16 protein-coding genes and 1 tRNA gene are annotated in these 17264 nt (G+C 59.9%); 9 read left to right on the top strand and 8 right to left on the bottom strand.

From position 1 onward, the window contains the following. Positions 1 to 38: 38 nt before the first annotated feature. The 4 genes from IF204_RS12780 to hemN all read right to left on the bottom strand — a co-directional run bounded on the left by IF204_RS12780 (position 39) and on the right by hemN (position 4916). Positions 39 to 200 (bottom strand): hypothetical protein, encoded by a 162-nt coding sequence (locus IF204_RS12780; protein WP_194097495.1) that lies wholly within the window; start codon positions 198 to 200, stop codon positions 39 to 41. Positions 201 to 1222: 1022 nt separating this feature from the next. Then, positions 1223 to 2245 carry an aspartate-semialdehyde dehydrogenase gene (locus IF204_RS12775; protein ID WP_194097494.1) on the bottom strand — a complete coding sequence of 341 codons (1023 nt, stop codon included), beginning with the start codon at positions 2243 to 2245 and terminating at the stop codon, positions 1223 to 1225. Between the two features lie 75 nt (positions 2246 to 2320). Next, complete coding sequence (locus IF204_RS12770; protein WP_194097493.1) at positions 2321 to 3499, bottom strand: MFS transporter; 1179 nt, start codon at positions 3497 to 3499, stop codon at positions 2321 to 2323. A 61-nt stretch (positions 3500 to 3560) separates the two neighbouring features. Then, positions 3561 to 4916 (bottom strand): oxygen-independent coproporphyrinogen III oxidase, encoded by a 1356-nt coding sequence (hemN, locus tag IF204_RS12765; protein ID WP_194097492.1) that lies wholly within the window; start codon positions 4914 to 4916, stop codon positions 3561 to 3563. Between the two features lie 70 nt (positions 4917 to 4986). On the opposite strand from hemN, the gene fnrL reads away from it, so the two are divergent. Beyond that, on the top strand, positions 4987 to 5730 hold the full coding sequence (fnrL, locus tag IF204_RS12760) for a transcriptional regulator FnrL (protein ID WP_194097491.1): 744 nt from the start codon (positions 4987 to 4989) through the stop codon (positions 5728 to 5730). A gap of 29 nt (positions 5731 to 5759) precedes the next feature. Here fnrL and IF204_RS12755 read toward each other — a convergent pair whose 3' ends face one another. After that, the gene (locus IF204_RS12755) at positions 5760 to 6602 is read right to left on the bottom strand and encodes a universal stress protein (RefSeq protein ID WP_194097490.1); all 843 of its coding nucleotides are present in this window, start codon (positions 6600 to 6602) and stop codon (positions 5760 to 5762) included. A gap of 180 nt (positions 6603 to 6782) precedes the next feature. On the opposite strand from IF204_RS12755, the gene ccoN reads away from it, so the two are divergent. The 8 genes from ccoN (at position 6783) to ccoS (ending at position 14753) form a co-directional block, all read left to right on the top strand. Continuing rightward, on the top strand, positions 6783 to 8390 hold the full coding sequence (gene ccoN / locus IF204_RS12750; RefSeq protein ID WP_194097489.1) for a cytochrome-c oxidase, cbb3-type subunit I: 1608 nt from the start codon (positions 6783 to 6785) through the stop codon (positions 8388 to 8390). Between the two features lie 12 nt (positions 8391 to 8402). After that, entirely contained in the window at positions 8403 to 9128 is a 726-nt protein-coding gene (gene ccoO, locus IF204_RS12745) for a cytochrome-c oxidase, cbb3-type subunit II (protein WP_194097488.1), read from the top strand. An 11-nt stretch (positions 9129 to 9139) separates the two neighbouring features. After that, the gene (locus IF204_RS12740) at positions 9140 to 9331 is read left to right on the top strand and encodes a cbb3-type cytochrome oxidase subunit 3 (RefSeq protein WP_167638592.1); all 192 of its coding nucleotides are present in this window, start codon (positions 9140 to 9142) and stop codon (positions 9329 to 9331) included. After that, on the top strand, positions 9328 to 10260 hold the full coding sequence (ccoP, locus tag IF204_RS12735) for a cytochrome-c oxidase, cbb3-type subunit III (protein ID WP_194097487.1): 933 nt from the start codon (positions 9328 to 9330) through the stop codon (positions 10258 to 10260). Before IF204_RS12740 ends, ccoP begins: the two co-directional genes overlap by 4 nt. Before the next feature lie 264 nt (positions 10261 to 10524). Further along, positions 10525 to 11955 carry a cytochrome c oxidase accessory protein CcoG gene (ccoG, locus tag IF204_RS12730; protein ID WP_194097486.1) on the top strand — a complete coding sequence of 477 codons (1431 nt, stop codon included), beginning with the start codon at positions 10525 to 10527 and terminating at the stop codon, positions 11953 to 11955. Next, a complete protein-coding gene (locus tag IF204_RS12725; RefSeq protein WP_194097485.1) occupies positions 11955 to 12422 on the top strand; it encodes a FixH family protein in 468 nt (155 codons plus the stop codon). The genes ccoG and IF204_RS12725 overlap by 1 nt, the downstream gene beginning before the upstream one ends. A 1-nt stretch (position 12423) precedes the next feature. After that, positions 12424 to 14589 carry a heavy metal translocating P-type ATPase gene (locus IF204_RS12720; RefSeq protein WP_194097484.1) on the top strand — a complete coding sequence of 722 codons (2166 nt, stop codon included), beginning with the start codon at positions 12424 to 12426 and terminating at the stop codon, positions 14587 to 14589. A 5-nt stretch (positions 14590 to 14594) separates the two neighbouring features. After that, on the top strand, positions 14595 to 14753 hold the full coding sequence (ccoS, locus tag IF204_RS12715) for a cbb3-type cytochrome oxidase assembly protein CcoS (protein ID WP_167638587.1): 159 nt from the start codon (positions 14595 to 14597) through the stop codon (positions 14751 to 14753). A 77-nt stretch (positions 14754 to 14830) separates the two neighbouring features. Here the strand turns inward: ccoS and IF204_RS12710 are convergent. From IF204_RS12710 to leuB, 3 genes are all read right to left on the bottom strand, one after another. Beyond that, positions 14831 to 14907, bottom strand: a tRNA-Pro gene (locus IF204_RS12710). Between the two features lie 68 nt (positions 14908 to 14975). Next, entirely contained in the window at positions 14976 to 15959 is a 984-nt protein-coding gene (locus tag IF204_RS12705) for a DMT family transporter (RefSeq protein WP_167638586.1), read from the bottom strand. A 146-nt stretch (positions 15960 to 16105) separates the two neighbouring features. After that, entirely contained in the window at positions 16106 to 17212 is a 1107-nt protein-coding gene (leuB, locus tag IF204_RS12700; protein ID WP_194097483.1) for a 3-isopropylmalate dehydrogenase, read from the bottom strand. Positions 17213 to 17264 lie beyond the last annotated feature (52 nt).

Below are 17264 nucleotides of genomic sequence, written 5' to 3'. Positions count from 1 at the left end.
GGCGGCCTTGACGGGCTTTGTCCAGTAGCGTCATCGGTTTATCCCATGCGGCGGGGCTTTCTTTGCGACCTGTAGCCAAGCTCTTCCGCAAAGAGCGAAGCAATCTCGTCGCGCGTAACCCTGTTTTCGTCTTTCGCACGCCGCGTGGGCGCACCGTTGGCAAATGGCGCTTTACGCCAAAGGATATCCTTGATGGTCATTGCACATGTCCATTCCAGAGCGCCTTCGGGGGCAAGGCCGTTAAATTTTGATGTGACCGCTCGCATCCGGTGACGTCAGTGGATTGGGACACGGACGCCACCGGACCGAGGAAGGTTGGTCGAGCGAGCGAGGCGTTAGCGGATTGGGACACCACCGCCTCATGTCCAACACTACCTCAAGGTGTGATTCCATTCAGCTTCTACAACGGGGAAGATGTGGTGCAAAAGTATATAATGGAATATTCGTTCGATATTGGCGTATCCGGCTATGGAGATGCGTTGTTCCTGCATTGCAAGGCCATTCATGAGCCTGAAACGCGAACAGCCCGACCGAAGCCGGGCTGTTCTGCCAAGGTTGTAGCTGCTTAGCGTCCTTAGCGCTTTTTCAGCACTGGTCGCGGGTGATGCGGGTACTCGTTAACCTGTCCAAAAATATTCCGTTCCCACATTTCCAAAGAGGCCAATGCCGTGCGGCGGCCGTCTCTCGCTTTGACAAGAAGGTTCATTTTTTCGAGCCTTTCGAACTAGTTACCTTGAGAAAAGCACATGACGCGGTTTTGCAGCGATACGCGAACCACACAGGTGCTGCGAACTGGTTTGCCAACCCGTACTCTTAACGCGAAACAGTGACCCATCGGGTTGTGGCAGTTGATGCTTTGTCATGGCGCTTTCCCCCTTGGCCGAGACACCTCACTGAGAAGATTTCGAGGCCCCCGCCCGTTGGTCTTCTCAATAGTGAGGTTATCGCTGCGAGTGATGGTCGGCAGTTGGCCAAATGACTTAGGTACAGCAGAATAAGTCTACTATTTAATACGAATGGATATCCGTTAGGATCGGATGAATTTCAAAAAATAGACTTAGGTGGTGCAACATTTGGGGCAGGTTTGCCGGTGCCGCCGCGCGTTCGGTGAAATGACCTAGCGAAAGGTATCGGTGAGTCGCCAAGAGATTCGACCGATCCCGAAAAGAATAAGGCCGCCCACCATTCGGTAGACGGCCTTGAATTAGTCTGAAGGCTTGGATCAGCCTTTTTTCAGGCAGCGCTGGCCGAGCACTTCGGCGATCTGGACAGCGTTGAGGGCAGCACCCTTGCGCAGGTTGTCCGAGACGCACCAGAAGTTGATGCCGTTCTCGACGGTTACGTCCTGACGGATGCGGCTGATGAAGGTCGCGAAGTCGCCAACGCATTCGACCGGAGTGACATAGCCACCAGCTTCGCGCTTATCGACGACCATGATGCCCGGAGCTTCGCGCAGGATGTCGGTCGCTTCTTCCCAGTCGAGGAACTCTTCGAACTCGACGTTGATCGATTCGGCGTGGCCGACGAAGGTCGGGACGCGCACGCAGGTCGCGGTGACCTTGATGCTCTTGTCGACGATCTTCTTGGTCTCGGTGACCATCTTCCATTCTTCTTTGGTGTCGCCGCTGTCCATGAAGACGTCGATGTGCGGGATCACGTTGAAGGCGATCTGCTTGGGGTAAACCGACGGAGCGACTTCCTGACCCGGGACGTACATGCCCTTGGTCTGGTTCCACAGTTCGTCGATAGCTTCTTTGCCGGTGCCCGAAACGGACTGGTAGGTCGAAACGACGACACGCTTGATCTTGGCGCGGTCATGCAGCGGCTTCAGAGCGACAACCATCTGCGCGGTCGAGCAGTTCGGGTTCGCGATGATGTTTTTCTTCGTGTAGTTCACGACTTCGTCTGCGTTCACTTCCGGAACGATCAACGGAACATCGGGGTCGTAGCGGTAGAGCGACGAGTTATCGATGACGACGCAGCCCTGGCTGGCAGCCTTCGGTGCGTACTTCTTCGTCGCGTCCGAACCGATCGCGAAGAGAGCGATGTCCCAGCCGGTGAAGTCGAACTGTTCGAGGTCCTGGGTCTTGATAGTCTTGTCGCCAAAGCTGACTTCGGTGCCGAGCGATTTTCGGCTGGCCAGCGCAGCAATTTCATCAACCGGAAACTCGCGTTCAGCGAGGATGTTGAGCATTTCGTGGCCCACGTTGCCCGTGGCGCCAACGACGACGACTTTGTAGCCCATCGGCCTCTCCTTGAATAAACCGTGTGCGCTATAGACCCAAAGCTGCGCGAGGGAAAGGCCCCGCGCAATTCTGTGTCATTCCGTACTATCTTTTGCGAACAGATAAATCAGCAGGCCAGCACCGAGCAGCAACGCATATCCGGCAAAGATAATGGCATAGCTGTCGGTGAGGCTGCGGCCGTCGGTGAAAATGACTTTTGACAGCGGTGCTGCGGTGAACTGCACCACACCCACTGTGCCGAGCGAGAAGAGGTTGAGCAGCGTCACACCGCGGCCCACGAGGTGCGGCGGGATGAAGCTGCGACCATGCGCCATGATGAGCGGGAAGGACGCACCGAAGAAGCCGATGATCGCGAGCATGATGGTCGCGTAGCCGATCCCTTTGTTCGGTGCGACGGCAAGGGCGAGCAGGGCGAAAAGGCAAATCGCGTTGCCGACCCAGACGACCCATTTGCGCGAGCCGACCATGCGGTCGACGGGTCCGTAGGACAGATTGCCGAAGATCATGGCGAGGCCCATCACGAGCGTCACGTTACCGATCAGCGCAGCGTCCGCTCCGAAGACGTTCGACAGATACTGCCCAGACCACAGCCCGCGCAGCGAGGCGGCGGGCACATAGTTCACGGCGACCATGGCGAAAACGGGCCAGAGCGCGGGGATCTTTAGAACGTCGATGACGCTACCGCGCTTTTCCGAGGTAACCTTTTCGGGGTCTTTCACGGTCAGGAAGACGAAGATCGCGACGAGCAGCGTGAATCCGGCCATCGCCCAGAGTGTTGCGCGCCAGCCGAAGATGTCTACGGCCCAAGCGGTCGGGGCGGAGCTTAGAATATTACCCAGCGAACCGATGCCGAGCGTCATGCCCGCCAGCGATGCGAAAACGGCAACCGAAAAGACGCGCGCGAAGATATAGTAGGACGCCATGAGAACAGGCGCGCAACCCGCACCGATCAACCCCATCGCCAGCGAGATGTGCCACGGCTCCGTCGCCATCGCGAAGACTGCCGCGCCGCCCGCACCGCAGAGCGCAAAAAGCACCGCTGTCGTCAGTTTTGGGCCGATGCGGTCGAGCGCCTCGCCCACGGGGATCTGCATCGCCGCGAACACCAGAAACCAGATGCCCGATGCAGCACTCAGCGCCTCTCGCGTGGCGCCGATGTCGGCCTCCAGCGCAGGCGCGAGAACGGCCAGAAAGGCACGATAAAACTGGCTCAGCCCGTAGGCTGCGATCAACACGATGATCCCGAGACGCATGAGAATTCCTCCGACGTCTCAGGTTGCATGTGGCCCGCGTTTGCGCAAGCGCTGTGAACGCTCAGAGTGCGCGGCTATGGCGACCTTCGGGCATGTGGTAGCCGTCGATCTCTTGCGCGCAAAGGCGGGCAATCAGGCGAGCGGTGTCGCTAAGCTGGATTTTGTCGCCGCTGACCGTGAGGTGGTCGCGGAAACGGACGACCATGTTCTCGCACATGCTGCGCAGCGTCTCGACCGGCACGCCGTGCTTGGCCGACATGCGCGGTAAATCGAGTGAGAAGCTACACATCAGCTCTTCGATCATATCGGAGCGCAGGCGGTCATCGTCGGACATGGCGTGGCCGCGCGCGGTGGCCAGACGGCCCTCGGAAATAGCGGTGGCGTACTGCGAAGAGGTCGAAATGTTTTGCGCGAAGCCCTGCGGATAGCGCGAGATTGCCGAGGCGCCGATCCCGATCAGCACCTCGGCGGTGTCGTCTGTGTAACCTTGGAAATTGCGGTGCATCGTGCCGCGCTCCGCTGCGATGGAAAGGCTGTCACTCGGCAGCGCATAGTGATCGATGCCGATCTCGTCGTAGCCATCGGCAACGAACAAATCGCGGGCGATATCGAACAGGTCGAGGCGCGTCTCCGCATCGGGCAGCGCATCGGCTGGGATCATGACCTGACGCTTCGCCATCCACGGCACGTGCGCATAACCATAGAGCGCCACGCGGTCGGGGTTCAGCGACAGCACGGCCTGGACCGAATTGGACATCCGCTCGCGGGTCTGGTGCGGCAGGCCATACAGAATGTCCATGTTGATTGATTTCACGCTGGCGTTGCGCAGCATTTCGACCACATCGCGGGTCTGCTCGAAGCTCTGCATACGGCCGATGGCGTTCTGAACGGATTCGTCGAAGTCCTGAACGCCGATGGATGCGCGGGTCATGCCTGCATCGCGGAGCGCATTGATACGCGCCTGATCGACCTCGGTCGGGTCGATCTCGACCGAGAATTCGAGATCCTCGGCAAGCGGACGGAAATCCCGCAGCTCTGCACCAAGTTCGGCGATCAGATCGGGCGGAAGCAGGGTAGGGGTGCCGCCGCCGAGGTGGATCTGGCTGATCAGCACGTTTTCAGGCAGATGACGATCCACCAAAGCGAGCTCGGCCTTCAACTGGGCGAGGTACGGGACCAGCGGACGATCCGTCGATGTGCCTTGGGTGCGGCAAGCGCAGAACCAGCAAAGCCGCCGACAGTAAGGTATGTGTACATAGAGAGACACGCGCTGCCCCTCGGGAACGGCCTGCAACCACTGGGCGGTCGTCTCGGGAGAGACATTGCCGTTAAAGTGGTTCGCGGGCGGATAGCTGGTATAACGGGGTGCGCGGGCGTCAAATAGTCCCAGCTCTCGGAGTTGCTTACGAGAAGCCATTGCACTTCCTTTCCAAAAATGGGTTACCATGTGCCCAGATGCGTGTGCGCAAATAGGGACTGTTGGTGATATGAGTGGTTTGATTTTGGATACGCACGTCCACTGCGAGGAGTGCCCGATCCGGCATCGTGCAGTGTGCGCAAGCTGCGATACCGACGAGCTCGAATCGCTTGAACAGATCAAGAATTACCGCACCTACGAACCGGGACAGTCGATTGTCTGGGCGGGCGACGAGATGTCGTTCGTCGGGTCGGTTGTGCGCGGTGTCGCCAGCCTCAGCCAGACGCTCGAAGACGGCCGTAAACAGATGGTCGGCCTTTTGCTGCCGTCCGACTTCATCGGTCGTCCGGGCCGCACGACGTCCCCTTACGATGTAGTTGCGGTGAGCGAGGTTGTCCTCTGCTGTTTCCGCCGCAAACCGTTTGAGAAGATTATGACCACGACGCCGCACGTTTCGCAGCGACTGCTGGAAATGACGCTCGATGAACTGGATGCGGCCCGTGAATGGATGCTGATCCTTGGTCGCAAGACCGCGCGCGAGAAGATCGCGAGCCTTCTGGCCATCATCGCCCGCCGCGAGTCGACCATCGGCATGATGGACCTCAAGGGCGAGATCACGATCGAACTGCCGCTCACCCGCGAAGCCATGGCCGATTACCTCGGCCTGACGCTTGAAACGGTCAGCCGCCAGATTTCGGCACTCAAGCGCGAGGGCATCATCGCTCTCGACGGCAAGCGCCGCATCCGCGTCGACGATTTCCAAGCTCTGCTTATGGAAACCGGCGACGACATGGACGGCGGAATGATCGCCTGATCGCATCATTTGACGGGCGCATTGGAACATCAGTGCGCCATCAGGATCGGTAGGTCGGCGTTTTCGAGGATTTCGCGCGTTGCGCCGCCAAGGATCGCTTCGCGGAAGCGTGACGTGCCGTAGCCGCCCATGACGATCAGATCGTTGGCGTGCTCCGCGGCAAAGCGCAGGATGACATCTGAAACCTTCGGCATCGTGCGGGCCAGAATAGCGATGTCGGGGCGCAACCCATGACGGGACAGCATCTGGCACACGACGCCGCCCGGATCGGAGCGCTCGGGCGAATGGCTCGGCGGGTCGATCATGATCATGTCGACACTCTTGGCTTCTTTTAGCAGCGGAATCGATTTGCGGATTGCCGAGAGCGACTCGTCGCTTTCGTTCCACGCGACAACGGGCCGTGCAAAGGTGAGGTCGCCGACCGGACGATCATCGGGCACAATCAAAACGGGTGCATCGGTGCCGAAGAGTTGCGATTCGAGCAAGTTGACGTGCAGCGCATTGCGACCGGGGCCGTAAGGCTTCGTCACCACGATCAGGTCGGAGTAGCGGGTCAGGCGCGAGATCGCGGTTTCGATTCCCATCTGCGCGATGGCGACCGTTTCGACAGTGGTCTTGGCCATGTTTGGGCCTAGCTGCGCCGTCGCCCATTTCCCCAGTTTCTCTGCCTGTTCCTGTGCTTCCTGAATGGAGGACTCCAGCAGGACGACAGAGCTACCGATCGGCATCGGGTCATAGCGAGTCGGGTCAATGGCGATGCAGTAGACATCCAGGTGCGCATTTACGCGGGCAGCGAAATCCCGAGCAGTCGCTAGGGCATATTTGTCGGTCTTTTCGTCGGAAACGACAACAGAAACAGTCTTGTAGGACATCTGACCCTCCTAGATCCACGGACTCGCACGTCTCCCGCGAGTGGCGAACCAATGACTAGCAGATGGTCGGCGGCGAATAATTGACATGGATCAAGGCATCACGTCCTCGCGAATGAGAAACCCCACCAAGAGCAAAACCCGTGGGTGATTCCGGACGGGTATAAGAAGGGAACGCTTGATATGTGGGATTGGATCAAGATCGTGGTGCTGGGGGTTGTGGCCCTCTTCGCCGCTGTCGCTGCGAATTTCGCACGTGACCTGGCCTATCAGGTCCACGCGCTAATCGTTATGGCTGTCGCCGCCGGTATGTTCATCTGGACCGTCCGGCAAGTTGGAGAAAACAAACAGCCCGTCATCGACACCGGCTACAACGATGGGGTGATCCGCTACGGCGTCATCGCCACTGTGTTCTGGGGTCTGGCAGGGTTTCTGGTGGGCACATTTATCGCCTTCCAGCTGGCTTTTCCGGCACTGAATTTCGAATTTCTGCAAGGTTACGGCAACTTCGGTCGTCTGCGCCCGCTGCACACCTCTGCGGTCATCTTCGCATTCGGTGGTAACGCGCTGATCGCAACCTCGTTCTACATCGTGCAGCGTACTAGCGCCGTGCGTCTGTGGGGCGGCAACCTGCCGTGGTTCGTGTTCTGGGGTTACAACCTGTTCATCGTTCTGGCCGCGACCGGCTACCTGATGGGGGCCACCCAGTCCAAAGAGTACGCAGAGCCTGAATGGTACGTTGACCTCTGGCTGACCATCGTCTGGGTCGCATATCTGCTGGTGTTCCTCGGCACGATCCTCAAGCGCAAAGAGCCGCATATCTACGTGGCCAACTGGTTCTTCCTGTCGTTCATCATCACCGTCGCGATGCTTCACGTCGTGAACAACCTCGTCATTCCGGTCTCGTTCTTCGGTGCCCGCTCGGTGCAAGTCATGTCGGGCGTCCAGGATGCGATGACCCAGTGGTGGTATGGCCACAACGCTGTGGGCTTCTTCCTGACCGCAGGCTTCCTCGGCATGATGTACTACTTCGTGCCCAAGCAGGCCGAGCGTCCCGTCTACTCGTACAAACTGTCGATCATCCACTTCTGGGCACTGATCTTCCTGTACATCTGGGCCGGCCCGCACCACCTGCACTACACCGCGCTGCCTGACTGGGCTTCGACGCTCGGCATGGTGTTCTCGATCATCCTGTGGATGCCGTCGTGGGGTGGTATGATCAACGGTCTGATGACGCTTTCGGGCGCATGGGACAAGATCCGCACGGACCCGATCATCCGTATGATGGTCATCTCGCTCGGCTTTTACGGCATGTCGACCTTCGAAGGCCCGATGATGTCGATCCGCGCTGTAAACTCGCTGTCGCACTACACTGACTGGACCATCGGTCACGTTCACTCCGGTGCGCTGGGCTGGAACGGTATGATTACCTTTGGTGCGCTCTACTTCCTGACGCCGCGCCTCTGGGGTCGCCAGTCGCTATACAGCCTCAAGCTCGTCAGCTGGCACTTCTGGCTCGCGACCATCGGCATTGTTCTCTACGCGTCGTCGATGTGGGTCACCGGCATCATGGAAGGCCTGATGTGGCGTGAAGTCGATGCGAACGGCTTCCTCGTGAATACCTTCGCCGACACGGTTGCCGCCAAATTCCCGATGTATGTGGTCCGCGGTCTGGGCGGTGTCCTCTACCTCGGTGGCGCACTGATCATGGCCTATAACCTCTGGATGACCGCGTTCAGCAAACGCGTACCGTCCGCCCGCTCGGCTGCTATCGCAACCGCTGCCGAATAAGGAGAACGGAAAATGGGTATCCTTGATAAACACAAAGTTCTTGAAAAGAACGCGACCCTGCTTCTGGTTTGCTCGCTTGCCGTAGTGACCATCGGCGGCATCGTGGAAATCGCACCGCTCTTCTATCTGGAGAACACCATCGAGGACGTGGAGGGCGTGCGCCCCTACTCCCCGCTGGAGCTTGCGGGCCGCGAAATCTACATCCGCGAAGGGTGCTACGTCTGCCACAGCCAGATGATCCGCCCGATGCGCGACGAACAGGAGCGCTACGGCCACTACTCGCTGGCTGCGGAATCGCAGTACGACCACCCGTTCCAGTGGGGCTCTAAGCGGACCGGTCCCGACCTTGCCCGTGTGGGCGGTCGCTATTCGGACGAATGGCACGTCGACCACCTCACCAATCCGCAGTCGGTTGTGCCCGAGTCGGTTATGCCCAAGTACGGCTTCCTCCTCGATCGCAACATGGACGGTGAATACATCACCGATCTGATGGAAACCCACGCGATGGTCGGCGTTCCGTACACCGAGGAAATGATCGCCAGCGCGAGCGCGGACTTCCGCGTTCAGGTGAATCCCGATGCGGACTGGGACGGTCTGGTCGAGCGCTATCCGGGTGCGGTCGTGTCGAACTTCGACGGCCAACCGCAGCTCACCGAAATGGATGCGCTGGTCGCCTATCTTCAGATGTTGGGCACGCTGGTCGACTTCTCGACCTTTACGCCTGACGCCAGCCGCTGACGGAGGTTGCGATGAACTATCATATCTTCCGCGAAATCGCTGACAGCTGGGTGCTTCTGGCTATGTTCATGGTCTTCGTCGGTGCAGGCTTCTGGGCATTCCGCCCCGGGAGCCGCCCCATCCACGACGACGCCTCCACCGTGCCCTTCCGGCACGAGGATGCGCCCGCACCCGACACGACTGATCTGGAGGCTCTGAAATGAGCAAGCACGACGATAAAAAAGAAGTCGAAACGACCGGCCACTCGTGGGACGGCATCGAAGAGTACAACAACCCTCTGCCGCGCTGGTGGGTCTGGGTGTTCTATGCCACCATCGTCTGGGGCATCGGCTACACCATCGCTTACCCCGCCTGGCCGGGCCTGCGTTCGGCAACCGCCGGTATCCTCGGGTTCTCGACCCGCGCTCAGGTGCAGGAACAGATCGACGCCGTGGATGCTGCCAATGCCGCCATGGTGAGCGAGCTGGAAAACGTTGATCTGGCGACCCTCGCGGATCATCCCGAGCTCAACGGCTTTGCCGAGAACATGGGCGCCGCTGTCTTCCGTGCGAACTGCGTGCAGTGTCACGGCTCGGGCGCGGCGGGTGCCAAGGGCTATCCGAACCTGCTCGACGATGACTGGATCTGGGGTGGCCGGATCGAAGAGATCGCTTTCACCGTCACCAACGGTATCCGCAACGAACAGTCGATGGATACCCGCGGCTACGGCGGTGTGATGCCTTCGTTCGACGGTGTGCTGTCGCACGAGGAAATCACCAACGTTGCCAGTTACGTGCAGCTGCTGGCCGGTGAAGCCACCGACGAGGCCGCCGCTGCCGAAGGCGAAGAGCTCTTCCTCAACAATTGTGCATCGTGCCACGGCGAAGAAGGTCAGGGCAGCCTCGCCACGACCCGCGAATTCGAAGATCCGGAATACGTGACGGCTTCGGACGAGATGACCGGTGCACCGCGCCTCAATGACAAGGTCTGGCTCTACGGCGGCGATCTCGCCACCCTCGAAGAAACTATTCTGAACGGCCGCGGCGGTGTGATGCCCGCTTGGCTCGAAGATTACCGCCCCGCCAACGGTCTGACCCAAGCCGAAGTCAACGCGGTTGCCGCCTACGTCCACCAGCTTGGCGGTGGTCAGTAAACCAATCCCACGCGGCGTTGCAGCCGCCGCGTGGCATACATCGGTCTGGCCCCTGTTCGCGCAAAATGCACGACCGATGACTTTCCTCTCTGGCGAGAGGTACACCCCTGATCCTGTGCTTGGTCGGGGGTGTTTTTTCGCCTTACCCTACGTTTTTATTCCTGAATCGGCCGCGCAGCTTTGACGATTGATCTGAGTCAAAGAACCCGCGCCCAAGGGGACGCAAAAGGAGGAACACGCGTCCACTCATGTCAGGATAGTTTGATGTCCGCACCGGCTCCTCAAGACCAACTCTACGCAGCGCGCGAGCCTGTATTTCCTCGCCGGGTCAAAGGAAAATTCCGCAATCTCAAGTGGGTAATCATGCTGATCACGCTCGGCATCTATTACCTCGCGCCTTGGATACGCTGGGATCGCGGGCCGGAGCTTCCGGATCAGGCCATCCTCGTGGACCTGGCGCACCGCCGGTTCTTCTTCTTCTGGATCGAGATTTGGCCACACGAGTTCTATTTTGTCGCAGGTTTGCTGATTATGGCGGGCCTCGGTCTCTTTCTGTTCACCTCAGCGATGGGCCGCGTTTGGTGCGGGTACACCTGTCCGCAGACGGTCTGGACCGACCTATTCATCCTTGTTGAACGGTGGGTCGAAGGCGACCGCAACGCCCGCGTTCGCCTCTGGAAATCGAAGTGGGACGGCCGCAAGGTGCGCCTGCGCCTGACGAAATGGGCCGCTTGGGTGCTGATCGCGCTGGCCACCGGCGGTGCGTGGGTCTTCTACTTCACCGATGCCCCGACGCTGGCCGTGGACCTCGTGACGGGCAACGCGCATCCGATTGCCTACACCACAATGCTGATCCTCACCGCGACGACCTTCTTCTTTGGCGGCATTGCCCGTGAACAGGTCTGCATCTACGCTTGCCCGTGGCCGCGTATCCAAGCCGCGATGATGGACGAAGACACGCTGACCATCGGCTATCGCGACTGGCGCGGCGAGCCTCGCGGCAAGCTGAAGAAAGCCGAGCCCGGTGTGCAGCAAGGCGACTGCATCGACTGCATGGCCTGCGTGAACGTCTGCCCGATGGGTATCGACATTCGCAACGGTCAGCAGATGGAGTGCATCACCTGCGGCCTCTGTATCGACGCCTGTGACGACGTGATGGCCAAGATCGGCAAGTCGCGCGGCCTGATCGACTATCTTGCGCTGAACGACGAACCCCGCGAGCGCGCCGGTGCGCAGCCCCGTCCGGTCTGGAAGCACATCTTCCGCCCGCGCACGATCCTTTACACCGCGCTGTGGAGCATCGTGGGTTTCGGCCTCGTCTTTGCGCTCTTTATCCGTCCGGACATCGAAATGACGGTCTCGCCCATTCGCAATCCGACCTTCATCACGCTATCGGACGGCACGATCCGTAACGTCTACGATGTCCGCCTGCGCAACAAGCACGGCTCGCAAGAGCTCTTCGGCCTCGCACTGGATGCCGACACGAATCTTCAGCTCTCGGTCGAGGGGGTGGACGGCTCGCTGGTTCCTGTGCCCGCCGACTCGATGGAAATTATCCGAGTCTACGTCCAAGCCGGACCGGATAGCGCAGCGGCAACGGCCGACCGTACCGATTTCACTTTCTGGGTCACCGACCTGTCGACCAACGAACGCGCATCGGTCGACACCATCTTTAACGGTAAGGAGACGAACTGATGACCGGTTTCTTCCGCGGCCCCATCACCGGCCCCAAATTCTTCGCAATTTTCGCATCGTTCTTCATTGTCATCATTGCCGTGAATATCGTTATGGCGACCTCTGCAATCGAGACGTTTCCGGGGCTGGTGGTGAAGAATTCCTATGTTGCCAGCCAATCGTTCGACCGTGACCGCGCAGCGCAAGAGGCGCTGGGCTGGACCGTCGAGGCGACCGTTGACGGCGATCATATCGAGATTGCGATCACCGACGAAAACGGTGCTCCTATCGATCCGTCGACCGTGAACGCCACATTCGGTCGCCCGACGACGACCCGTGATGATCAGGTACTTGAGCTGACTTTCGACGGTACCGTTTTCCGTGGTCCGATCGACTATGAGCCCGGACAATGGCGCCTCTGGATCACCGCTGAGGCCGACAATGGCACGGAGTTCAAACAGGAACTCCAAGTTCACATCAGAGGATAAAATGGCATACGTCGAAGCCCCCGGAGTTGCTGCCTGCCCTGCCTGCGTTGCAACGCCTATTGCAATCAACCGCGCTGCAAAGTTGGCCAGCGAGGGGAGCCGTGAACTGCACCTTTCACTGCCGACGGTCCACTGCGCCGCCTGTATCCAGTCCATCGAAGGCGGTCTGTTGGCGCGTGACGACATCGAGGATGCGCGCGTCAACTTGACCCGCAAACGCGCCACCGTCCGCGTCCCGGCGGGCATGTCGGACGAAGAGGTCGTGGCAGCGATCTCGGCTCTGGGGTACGAGGCAACGCCGCTCGACGCGGCAACCTTGTCCGCTGGCGAAAGCGACCGCGCGGCCCGTGATCTGGCCATGCGTTTGGGCGTCGCGGGTTTTGCGATGATGAATGTGATGTTGCTTTCGGTCGCTGTCTGGTCGGGCGCAGCGGATGCCACACGGCAGTTGTTCCACTGGCTGTCGGCGCTGATCGCGCTGCCGACCATCGTGTTCTCTGCCCGCCCGTTCTACACCAGCGCGTGGCGCGTTCTGCGCGTCGGTCGCCTTAATATGGATGTGCCGATCACCTTGGCCATCCTTCTCGCCGCTGGAATTTCGGTGATGGAGACGGCCTATCATGGTGAAGACGCCTATTTCGACGCCGCGCTTTCGCTGACGTTTTTCCTTCTTGCGGGGCGCTATCTTGATCAGAAAATGCGGAGCGTGGCGCGTTCTGCTGCGACCGAGTTGGCCGCGATGGAAACGCCGACCGCGCTGCGGTTGACGGATAATGGCGCTGAAACCGTTCCTATTGGCACCATCACGGTGGGTGACCTGCTGCTTGTGCAGCCCGGCGCGCGGATGCCCGTTGACGGTGCCATCGAAGAAGGCACTAGCGACGTCGACCGATCCTTCCTGACGGGCGAAGCTGATCCCGCGACGATTGGCATTTCGGATCAAGTCCGCGCGGGCGAGGTCAACCTGACCGGCGCTCTCAAGGTCCGCGCAACAGCCGTGGGCGAGCAGACCGTGCTTCATGCACTGGCTGACCTCGTGTCGGTCGCAGAGCAGGCAAAGTCCCGCTACAATTCGCTCGCCGACCGTGCCGCCAAAATCTACGCGCCGCTGGTGCATGTCCTCGCATTCGCCGCGTTCGTTTTCTGGATGTGGGCGACAGCGGGCGATGTGCGTTATGCCCTCAACATCGCGGTGGCGGTCCTTATTATCACGTGCCCCTGCGCGCTCGGCCTTGCTGTGCCCGCTGTCTCAACGGTGGCGTCGGGCAAGCTTTTCAAGGCGGGGATACTCGTCAAACATGCGACTGCGCTGGAGCGTCTGGGCGAAATCGACGAAGTGGTTTTTGACAAAACCGGCACGCTGACGAAAGGCATCCCGCAGCTCGTAACGCAACTCGCGCCTGCTGATCTGGCGATTGCCGCAACCTTGGCCGAAGCGTCTGGCCACCCCCGCTCCAAGGCAATTGTTTCAGCCGCCTGCGCCGACCGCGCCGATGTGTGTGACATTCACGAGATCGCGGGCATGGGCATCGAAGGTATGCTGGACGGCCGCAAAGTGCGCCTCGGTCGCGCGTCTTGGATCGGTTGCGGCGACAGTTCAACGGTGCTGGATTTGGGTGACCGCCAGATCGCACTGGAGTTTGTCGACAGCCTGCGGGACGGCGCCGAGGAGCTCATTTCGACGCTCAAATCCAAGGGCGTTCCGGTCACCCTGCTTTCCGGCGATACCGAAGCGAACGTCCGCCGGATGGCCGACACGCTCGGTATCGAGAGCTGGCAGGCAGGCATTCTGCCCCACAAAAAGGCCGATGTACTCCAAGCCAAGGCCAATGCAGGCAAGCGCGTGCTCATGGTTGGAGACGGTCTGAACGATGTTGGCGCGCTGGCGCTGGCGCATGTGTCGATTGCTCCGGCCTCTGCGCTGGAAGCCACGCGTGTAGCCGCTGACATGGTTCTCGTGAAGTCCGACCTTTCGCAGATCGCCGTAGCGATGGAGACCGCTCAAAAGGCCCGTCGCCGGATCATCGAGAACTTCTCGGTTGCGGCGATCTACAACACCATCGCGGTGCCGCTTGCGCTCATTGGCCTCGCGAGCCCGCTCTCGGCCGCTATTGCGATGTCGACCTCGTCGATTATCGTCTCACTCAATGCTCTTCGCCTTCGGTAATCCCTATGGAAGTCCTTGCCCTTTTGATCCCTGTCTCGTTGCTCCTTGGCGGAGTGGGGCTCGCCGCGTTTTTCTGGACCATGCGAAACAGACAGTACGACGACCCTGACGGGGATGCGCAGCGCATCCTGCGGACGGACTTCGACGACCAGCCCAAGCAGTAAGACACCCTAAAACGCGAAACGCCGCATCGGATGATCCGCTGCGGCGTTTTCGTGTATTCGCGATAAATCGGGAAAATTGGTCGGAGCGAGAGGATTCGAACCTCCGACCCCCTGCTCCCGAAGCAGGTGCGCTACCAGGCTGCGCTACGCTCCGACCGTGGATCGCGAACTACCGATTCCGCATGGAAAGTGCAAGTGCGAAACAGGTAAAAACGCAGGTTTTTATTGGCTCATCTTCCGGCTGGGTTTGCCGGTCATGATCCGCCACAAAATCGATGCCCGCGGAGAGGTAACGGTTTCCGTCCGCAGTCGCGTGCGAGTGACCGGACGTTCGGTCGAGGTACCGCCGCTGGCTTCGCGCAGAACGATGTAGATGCCCGATGCGATGATGACCGACGCACCGATCAGAACGGCGGTCGTCGGTGTCTCGTCAAAGAACAGATAGCCGTAGAGCGTCGCCCAAAGGATCTGGCTGTACTGCATCGGCGCCACGATGGCAGCCTCGCCAGCGCGATACGCTTTGATCGTCAGGAAGCCGCCGCAGAGGCCAAAGATCGCGATCATAGCGAGAAGGCCCATGTCGGTGATCAGAACCGGCTTGTAGAAGAATGGAAGCGCGCAACCCATGACGACGAAGTTGCCGATCATCGGATAGAGCATCATGACGACCGAGCGCTCCTCCGCGCCGATCTTGCGCACGATGACCGCAGCCGATGCGCCGCAGATTGCCGCAGCAAGCGCCGCAAGGTGTCCAAGCGCCAGTTCAGTCGCACCAGGTTGCAGCGCAATGATGACGCCGACCATACCCACGCCGACCGCGCCCCAACGATGCGGGCCGACTTTTTCACCCAGCACTGGGATCGACAGAATGGTGATCAGCAGCGGGGACGAGAACAGAATCGCATAGGTTTGTGCCAGCGGCAGGACGGTAAACGCATAAAACGCAGAGATACCCGTGATGACGGTCAGCATCGTGCGCAGCATCATCCACCACGGGTGAACGGGCTTGAGCGTGCCGGCGGTCTTGTCGCTCATCAGGATAATCGTGACGACGGGAAAGCTCAGCAATGCGGCGAAAAACACGATCTGGAAGGCCGAATAACCGCTACCGAGTGTCTTGATGACGGCGTCGTGGGTTGCGTAAACGCCCATTGCCATCAGAGCAAACAGCGCTCCTTTGACGTTGTTCTTTACCACTTCGACCATCTTCAACTCCTGTAGTGCCGAATCCGCTATCACCCGCCTAATGTGAGTCTTGCAACCCTAAAGGCGAGTATCCAAGCCACTTTCATTTCAAACAAAAACGGGCGCCCGTGCGGGACGCCCGTTTGTTGTGCAGTGATCTTAGAAGCTTAGAGCGAAGCGTCCAGTGCTTCGAGGATCTTGTCGCCCATTTCGGTGGTGGTCACCGGAGTGACGCCTTCGCCTGCGAGCAGGTCGGCAGTGCGGACGCCGTCGGCGAGAACCTTTTCAACGGCTTGCTCGAGGCGGGTCGCCTCGTCGCCCTGATCGAACGAGTAGCGCAGGGCCATCGCGAACGACAGGATACAAGCGATCGGGTTGGCCTTGTTCTGGCCTGCGATGTCCGGAGCCGAGCCGTGTACGGGCTCGTAGAGTGCTTTCGGACGGCCGTTGGCCATAGGCGCGCCGAGCGACGCGGACGGCAGCATGCCGAGCGAACCGGTGAGCATCGCAGCAGCGTCGGACAGCAGGTCGCCGAACAGGTTGTCGGTGACGATGACGTCGAACTGCTTGGGCCAGCGGCAGAGCTGCATGGCGCCTGCGTCGGCGTACATGTGCGACAGTTCGACTTCGGGATACTCTTCGTCGTGGACTTTCTGAACGACTTCTCGCCACAGGATGCCCGATTCCATCACGTTGGCTTTTTCCATCGAGCAGACTTTGTTGCCGCGACGCTTGGCCAGTTCGAAGGCGGAACGCGCAACGCGAGCGATTTCCGACTCGGTGTAACGCTGGGTGTTGATGCCGACGCGTTCGTTGCCTTCGGTGATAATGCCGCGCGGCTCACCAAAGTAGATGCCCGAGGTCAGTTCGCGGACGATCATGATGTCGAGACCGGCTACAACGTCTTTCTTCAGTGAGGAGAAGTCGGCCAGAGCATCGAAGCATTGCGCCGGACGCAGGTTCGAATAGAGGTCCATTTCCTTGCGCAGGCGCAGCAGGCCACGCTCCGGCTTAACCGAGAAGTCGAGCACGTCGTACTTCGGGCCGCCAACGGCGCCGAGGAGAACAGCGTCGGCTTCTTGAGCTTTTGCCATGGTGTCATCGTGCAGCGGGGTGCCGTGCACGTCGTAAGCCGAGCCGCCGACCAGATCTTCGCTGACGTCGAATTGCAGGCCGCGCTTGTCGCCGAACCAGGTGATGATCTTCTTAACTTCACCCATGACTTCGGGGCCGATGCCGTCGCCGGCGAGGATCAGGATCGAGGGGTTGGACATCTCGTTCTTCCTTGTCTGAAAAGGTCTGGCACGAGGTATCCGTTTGCTGCCC

Source organism: Marivivens aquimaris (assembly GCF_015220045.1).
In the GTDB taxonomy this organism is placed as follows: Bacteria; Pseudomonadota; Alphaproteobacteria; order Rhodobacterales; family Rhodobacteraceae; genus Marivivens; species Marivivens aquimaris.
Note: the sequence above shows the minus strand (reverse complement) of the source record. Positions and strands in the feature narration are given on the sequence as shown.